Here is a 5,840-nt window from a genome sequence, read left to right as displayed (position 1 = left end):
CCCACACCGTCCTCAGCGATGGCTAGCGGTCGTGCCCGTGGCCACGCTTCACGTTGGTGAAGATGTCCAGCCCGAAGGTACGCAGATCGGGCTGGGCCGCGAAGCCGAGGTGCCCCTCGTCGTCGAGGCCGAGCGACACCGAACCGGCACCGCCGGCGATCGGCTGCTTCTGGTTGCCGTGGGCGACGTCGAACAGGTCCTCCATCGTCCGCAGCCAGCTGTAGTGGTTGTAGTAGACCTTCGAGACCGTGCCCGGCTTGATCAGCGGGCTGATCAGCACCGAACCGGTGTCACCGCCGCCCGGCGTCTCGATCGTCGACGAGTACAGCGGGTCGTTGGCAGGGGTCTCCGCCGCGAGCGTCACGCTCGCGACATCGCCGGCCAGCGCCACCGGCGCGTTCGTCGTGCAGTCGACGACCTGGAACGAGCCGACGTAGGCCTTGTTCGCCGGGTTGCTCGCCGGCTTCGTCGCGGCCGCCGTGCTGCCGGTGTCGAAGCGCGGGCCGGCGTCGGTCACCGGGCCGACGCAGGAGTTCGCGGCGAACCCGGGCGTGCCGTCGACGATCCTCCGGCCGGCGTCCGGCGCCGTGATGTTCGGGTCGATCACCGTGTTGGTGCCGGTGATGCCACCGACGCCGACACTGTCGGTGCGCTGACCCGGGGTGAGGTTGCCGCCTCCACGGATGTAGAGGGGATCGAGCGCCGCGTCACCCGAGAGGTCGGCCGGACGGTCGATGAACGCGCTGTCACCCGGGCCCGGGTAGACCTGGTTGCCGTTCGCGTCGCGCAGCAGCGGGGTGTTCGGGCCGGCCGGCTCGATCGCCTTGTTCACCGGGCCGTGCCAGCTGTTGAAGCTCTCGCCGGCAGCGTCCGACTTGGCGTAGCCCGCGGCGGTGGCCGGCGTGCTGACACCGGTGCCGCCCGGGTTGTTCGCGTTGTCGAAGCTCGAGTTCGCGAACGGCGGGTTCGCCTCGTCGAAGGTGATGTCGATCAGACCGCCGTCCTTGAACGCGGCCGACTGCTCGATGAGCGGCACGTAGTACTTCAGAAACAGGTCGCTGGCGTAGAGGCCGCCGGTGTAGTTGGTCGGCGTGGTCTCCTCCGGCGCGTACGCGTCCTTGCCGGCCGGGTGGTAGACCGGGTTGCCGTTGACGTCGAAGGCACCGGACAGGTTGTTGCCGGCGCAGATCGCGTCGTGCGCGTCCGAGCAGTTGTTCGGCGTGATCCAGCTGAACGCCGGCGTCGTCGACGGGCTCTGCAGGTCGTGGACGAGACCGTTCGCCGGGTCGTCGAGGTTCGCGATCTGCGAACTGCTGCAGTCGGCCTGGTTGCTCAGCAGCGACTCGAACCACGGGAACGGGAAGTGCTTCGGCACGTACTGATCGGTGGCGTTGGCCGCGCCCGGGTTCGCGATGCCGGCGCCGGACGGGTCACCGGGGCCACCGCACTTGTTGACCGCGTGCTTCGGCGTCGTCGGTGTGGGCTCGGCATTGCCGAGGTCCTGGGCATAGCCCTTCCAGCTGACACCCGCGGCGTCGAACTGGTTGAACAGCGTCGGCACGCTCGCCGGGTAGACGCAACCGGTGCCGCCGTGGGCACCCTCGGCAGCGCCGCCGGCGACCGGGTTCGCGTAGGGCGCGCCCGTCTCGGCGAACTGGCCGCGGTCGGTGGTCGGGCCGTCCTTCGTCCCGTTGTCCTTGATCACCGACCCCTGCATGTCGGCGTACACGGGGCAGTCGTTCTGGTTGGCCGGCGACGGGCCCTGGCCGCTGACCATCGACTCGTAGTTGTCGAGCGAGAAGTGGCCGGTGCCGTAGTAGTTCGTGAGCAGCGCGCCCTGCGACGGCAGGGTCTTCCACAGGTAGCTGTTCTGGTTCAGCCCCGTGAAGGTCGCGTCGTAGGACTTGTTCTCGAGGATGATCAACCACACGTGCTTGACCGCACCGACGGGCGTGCCGCTCGCGGTCAGCGTGATGTGGTTCGGCGGTGCCGGCGGGTGGGCGTCGGCATTCGCGGGCAGGGTGGCCGCGAACGAGGCGGCGATCGCGATCCCGCCCAGACAGGTGAGGGTCTTCGCGCGCAGGCGGCGCGGACGTGGAGATGTCACGTCCTCCGACGCTAGGTCGACCGGGCGCATCGGGACAGACGCGCCGATGACGGGCGCGCGAATTGTTGTCGCCACCAACCGAACGGCAGGTGAAGGAAGGGTTGCGATGCGCGATCCGGTGACAGGCGGTGACGCTCAGTGGTCGAACCGCTGGCCGAATCTGTCGTGGTGCTGCCAGGCCGCGGTCGACGACGGCATCAACGCCGTCGCGAGCCCGACGCCGGCGACGAGGCTGAGCGCCACTGCGGCCAGCCGCACCGACCGCCGGCGCGCGACCGGGTCGCCGCCGGAGCGCGGCCGCACCTCGTGCCACGACTCGACGACCGCCTCGCGGATGTGGCCGAGGAAGTGCACGGTCATCAGCACGACCCAGACGATGAAGCTGGCCTGGTGCAGGGTGAGCACGGCGTCGTCGTGGCGGTCGAGCAGCAGCAGCCAGAGCCCGGTGCCGAGCAGGCTGAGCGAGCTGAGCACCACCAGCGGCCCGATGAGGCGCAGGACGATCGGTGGCGCACCACGCTGCACGTAGGCGTCGCGGCCGCGGTAGTACGAGCCCATCCGGTAGACGGTGCCGGCGGTCTTGAGCAGCACCGGCGGGATGAGCATGAGGCCCAGGAAGAGGTGCAGCGTGATCATGCCGCGCACGTCGAGCACGGTGACGCCCTCGACCAGGAGCATGGCGGCGAGCAGCAGTCCGGCGACGGCGGTGAGCCTCGCGTTGCCGCGGACACCGGTGTCCGCCTCGGGCGTGACCGCCGATCCGGCCATCGTGTGCGTCGCCATGCGCAGGGACCTCCCAGGGTGCTCGCAGCCACCCTCCCACCGCACACTGCCAGGCACCTGCCGCGAACCTTGAGATCAGCTGGGAGCCGGATCGTCCTCGACGAGGAACAGGGCCCGCCGGGGACAGGCACGCGCCGCGGCCCGGGCGGCGCGCTGGTCGGCACGGGTGGTCAACGGCCGCCGCGGCACGATCGGAAACCCCCACGCGTCCACGGTCAGCAGCCGGTCGGCCAGGTGCAGGCAGATGCCGACGCCGTCGCACGCAGCGGCGTCCCAGCGCAGCCCGATCGGGCTCGCGCCGGTCATGCGGGCACCTGTCGGGCGACGTCCGCGACCTCGCACCGGTGCGCGCGGTGCGCGTCGACGTCGGCGGCGAAGACCTGCAGCGCGGACGCGACCACCGCGACCGCGCCGTCGGGGTGGTGACAGGCGCCGCGTCCGGCGATCTGTTCGAGGTGCTCGCCGAGCACCCGGTGCGCCGCCCTGGCCCGGCGACCGCCGGCCAGCAGCCGGTCGAGGCCGTCGGCGAGGGCCGGGAGGCCGAACCGGCACGGCCCGCACTGCCCGGCGCCCTCGTCGGCGAGGTGGCGCGCGATCGCGGCGGTCACGCGCAGACCGCACTCGTCCGCGCCGAGCGGCCGCAGCACCCCGGCGCCCAGCGGCACCGGCGCGTCGCGTCGCAGGGCCGCCGCGGGTGACACGCCCTGTAGCTGCGCCCACGACGCCCATCGACCGCCGTACCCGCCGACGAGCACGGCCCGGCTGGCGCCGCCGGTCACGTCGGCGACCGCCTCGGCCAGCGAGCCGTCGAGGGGCCGTTCGACGACGGTGTGGCAGTCGGGCCGGACGACGGTGAGCAGCACGGTCGCCGCCGCGGCCCGGCCACGTGCGAGCAGGCCGATGCGGGCGAGCGTCTCGACGTTGTGCACCAGCGCCGCGCGGCGGGTGGCCGGCCGGCCCGCGGGTGCGGGGCGGCGCAGCACCGGCAGCAGCGGGCCGCCGTCGAGCGCCCGGACGATCGCCGAGCTCTCGCCCGCCAGGTACCGGCCGGGCGTGGTGCGCACGGTGACGGGCAGCGGCAGCCCGCCCGTCGCGCGCCGCTCGGCGAGCGCGGTCTCGATCGCGCGTCTCGCCGCCACCGACTCGGCGTGCAGCCAGACGACCGCCTCGTCGGCGCCGAACGCGCCGCCCACCGTCAGCAGGCCGTCGAGCACGAGGTGCGGGCGGAGCCGCAGCAACGCCTCGTCCTTGCGGCTGTCGGGTTCGCTCTCGGCCCCGTTGGCCACGACGCGCCGGACACCCGCGCCGTACCGCTGCCACTTGACGGCCACGGGCAGCTGCCCGCCGCCGCGCCCGGTGAGCCCCGAGGCCGCGACGCGGTCGAGCAGGTCGGCCGTCGACAGCGCCGCGCAGAGTCCGTGGGCGGCGGTGTGCGCCGCACCGTCGGGCGGGACACCCGCGGTCGACGCGTCGAGGTCGACGGGGGTGAGGAACAGCAGCGGCGCCGTCATGGCCGTCCACCGGTCCGGGCCGGCGACGACCACCGCGACGCCGCGGTCAGCACGACCGCCGCGCCGGTCGCCGCGTAGATCCCGACGAGCCGTCCGGTGTCGACGCCGACGAGGAACCCTTGCCAACAGGCGAGCACGAACGCGGTGAGGCCGAGGTGGTGCAGCGGGCGCCACAGGCGGCCGGGCAGTCGTCCGGCGACCGCGGCCGACACCCCGGCCAGCAGGAAGATCCAGAGCGCGATGAGGCCGAGCGTCACCGGCCAGGGACGGTAGGCCGAGCCGAGCGGCACCGCGGCGCCGACCCAGCCCACGCCGGCCCACCGATCGGTGCCGAGCACGACGACGTGCGCCGCCGTGAACAGCGTCGTGAACAGCGCCAGCGCGATGTGCAGCCGGATCACGCCGGGACGCGCGCCGCCGCGCTGGCGGCGGGCGGGACGGGCGAGCGTCAGGCCGACCACGACCAGCGCAGCCAGCAGCAGGAACGCGCACACGCCGGTCGCCCGGCCGACGATCCACGGCGCCATCCGGTTGCCACGCACGGCCGTGATCGTGAGCCCGACGATCAGGCCGGTGAGCGCCATGCTCGTCACGACACCGATCTGGCCGATGCGTTCGCGCATCGTCGGCAGCGTGGTCATGCGTCCTGCCAGACGACGTAGGGTCGCGCCGGCCCGGTGATCGTCACGGCACCACCGGTCGTGACCCAGACGGCGGCGAGGTCACGCTCGGCCGCGGCAGCGCCGATCGCGTCGACCCCGTGCAGGAACAGCACCTTGCTCCAGACCTCGGCCTCGGCCGGGTCCTCGGCGACGACGGTCACCGCGGCGAGCGTGGTGTCACCGCAGTCGCCGGTGCGCGGGTCGATGAGGTGGTGCACCGTGCGTCCCCCGGCCCGCCAGTGCCGCACCCTCGTGGACGAGGTGGCCACCGCCCGGTCGGACAGGCGCAGCACGGCCACCGGACGCTCGCCGCCGGCCGGGTTCTCGACGCCGACGCGCCACCCGTCACCGGCCGGGCCGCCGCCGACGGCGACACAGTCGCGGCCGGCGTCCAGCAGGAACTCGGCAGCACCGTCGGTGCGCAGGCGGTCGGCGGCCCAACTCAGCGCGAGCCCCTTGCCGATGCCGCCCAGGTCGATCGGGTCGACGCCGATGCGCACGGCCGACCGCGCCGGGTCGATACCCGGACGCCAGCGCCCGTCGAGCGGCACGGCCGGCGCGATCCGGTCGCGTGCGCGCACCTCGGCAAAGGTCGCCTCGTACCCGAGCCGGCGCAGGGCACCGAGCACGCGCGGGTCGAACAGCCCCTCGGTGCTCGCATGGGCGGCGGCGGCCTCGGTGACGGCGGCCAGGCAGTGCGCGCCGACCGTCGCCCACCCGTCGCCCGCGGCGTTCGCGCGCATCAGATCGCTGTCGTCGTCGAAGCGGGTGCACTCG

The 5,840-nt window shown here is 73.5% G+C and carries 6 protein-coding genes; all 6 read right to left on the bottom strand.

Annotated features, from left to right (window positions below; translation table 11 throughout):
- Nucleotides 1–22: 22 nt before the first annotated feature.
- Nucleotides 23–2,107 carry an alkaline phosphatase family protein gene (locus ACTHMS_RS01995; RefSeq protein WP_440305003.1) on the bottom strand — a complete coding sequence of 695 codons (2,085 nt, stop codon included), beginning with the start codon at nt 2,105–2,107 and terminating at the stop codon, nt 23–25.
- Between the two features lie 135 nt (nt 2,108–2,242).
- Nucleotides 2,243–2,890, bottom strand: coding sequence for a hypothetical protein (locus ACTHMS_RS01990; protein WP_440305002.1), 648 nt, complete (start codon nt 2,888–2,890; stop codon nt 2,243–2,245).
- Nucleotides 2,891–2,965: 75 nt separating this feature from the next.
- The gene (locus ACTHMS_RS01985) at nt 2,966–3,196 is read right to left on the bottom strand and encodes a ferredoxin (RefSeq protein ID WP_440305001.1); all 231 of its coding nucleotides are present in this window, start codon (nt 3,194–3,196) and stop codon (nt 2,966–2,968) included.
- On the bottom strand, nt 3,193–4,401 hold the full coding sequence (locus tag ACTHMS_RS01980; protein ID WP_440305000.1) for an NADH-ubiquinone oxidoreductase-F iron-sulfur binding region domain-containing protein: 1,209 nt from the start codon (nt 4,399–4,401) through the stop codon (nt 3,193–3,195). The genes ACTHMS_RS01985 and ACTHMS_RS01980 overlap by 4 nt, the downstream gene beginning before the upstream one ends.
- Entirely contained in the window at nt 4,398–5,042 is a 645-nt protein-coding gene (locus ACTHMS_RS01975) for a hypothetical protein (RefSeq protein ID WP_440304999.1), read from the bottom strand. The genes ACTHMS_RS01980 and ACTHMS_RS01975 overlap by 4 nt, the downstream gene beginning before the upstream one ends.
- The coding region (locus ACTHMS_RS01970) for an FAD:protein FMN transferase (protein ID WP_440304998.1) at nt 5,039–5,840 on the bottom strand (802 nt) is incomplete at its 5' end. The genes ACTHMS_RS01970 and ACTHMS_RS01975, both read right to left, overlap by 4 nt.

It is taken from the genome of Jatrophihabitans sp., from assembly GCF_051960575.1.
Lineage (GTDB): Bacteria > Actinomycetota > Actinomycetes > Mycobacteriales > Jatrophihabitantaceae > JBQCEE01.
This window is presented reverse-complemented; position numbering and strand designations above follow the sequence as displayed.

Excerpts from the sequence above, each read along its gene's own strand:
- ACTHMS_RS01990 (WP_440305002.1), bottom strand. The coding sequence starts at position 2,890 with ATGGCGACGCACACGATGGCCGGATCGGCGGTCACGCCCGAGGCGGAC.
- ACTHMS_RS01985 (WP_440305001.1), bottom strand. The coding sequence starts at position 3,196 with ATGACCGGCGCGAGCCCGATCGGGCTGCGCTGGGACGCCGCTGCGTGC.
- ACTHMS_RS01980 (WP_440305000.1), bottom strand. The coding sequence starts at position 4,401 with ATGACGGCGCCGCTGCTGTTCCTCACCCCCGTCGACCTCGACGCGTCG.
- ACTHMS_RS01975 (WP_440304999.1), bottom strand. The coding sequence starts at position 5,042 with ATGACCACGCTGCCGACGATGCGCGAACGCATCGGCCAGATCGGTGTC.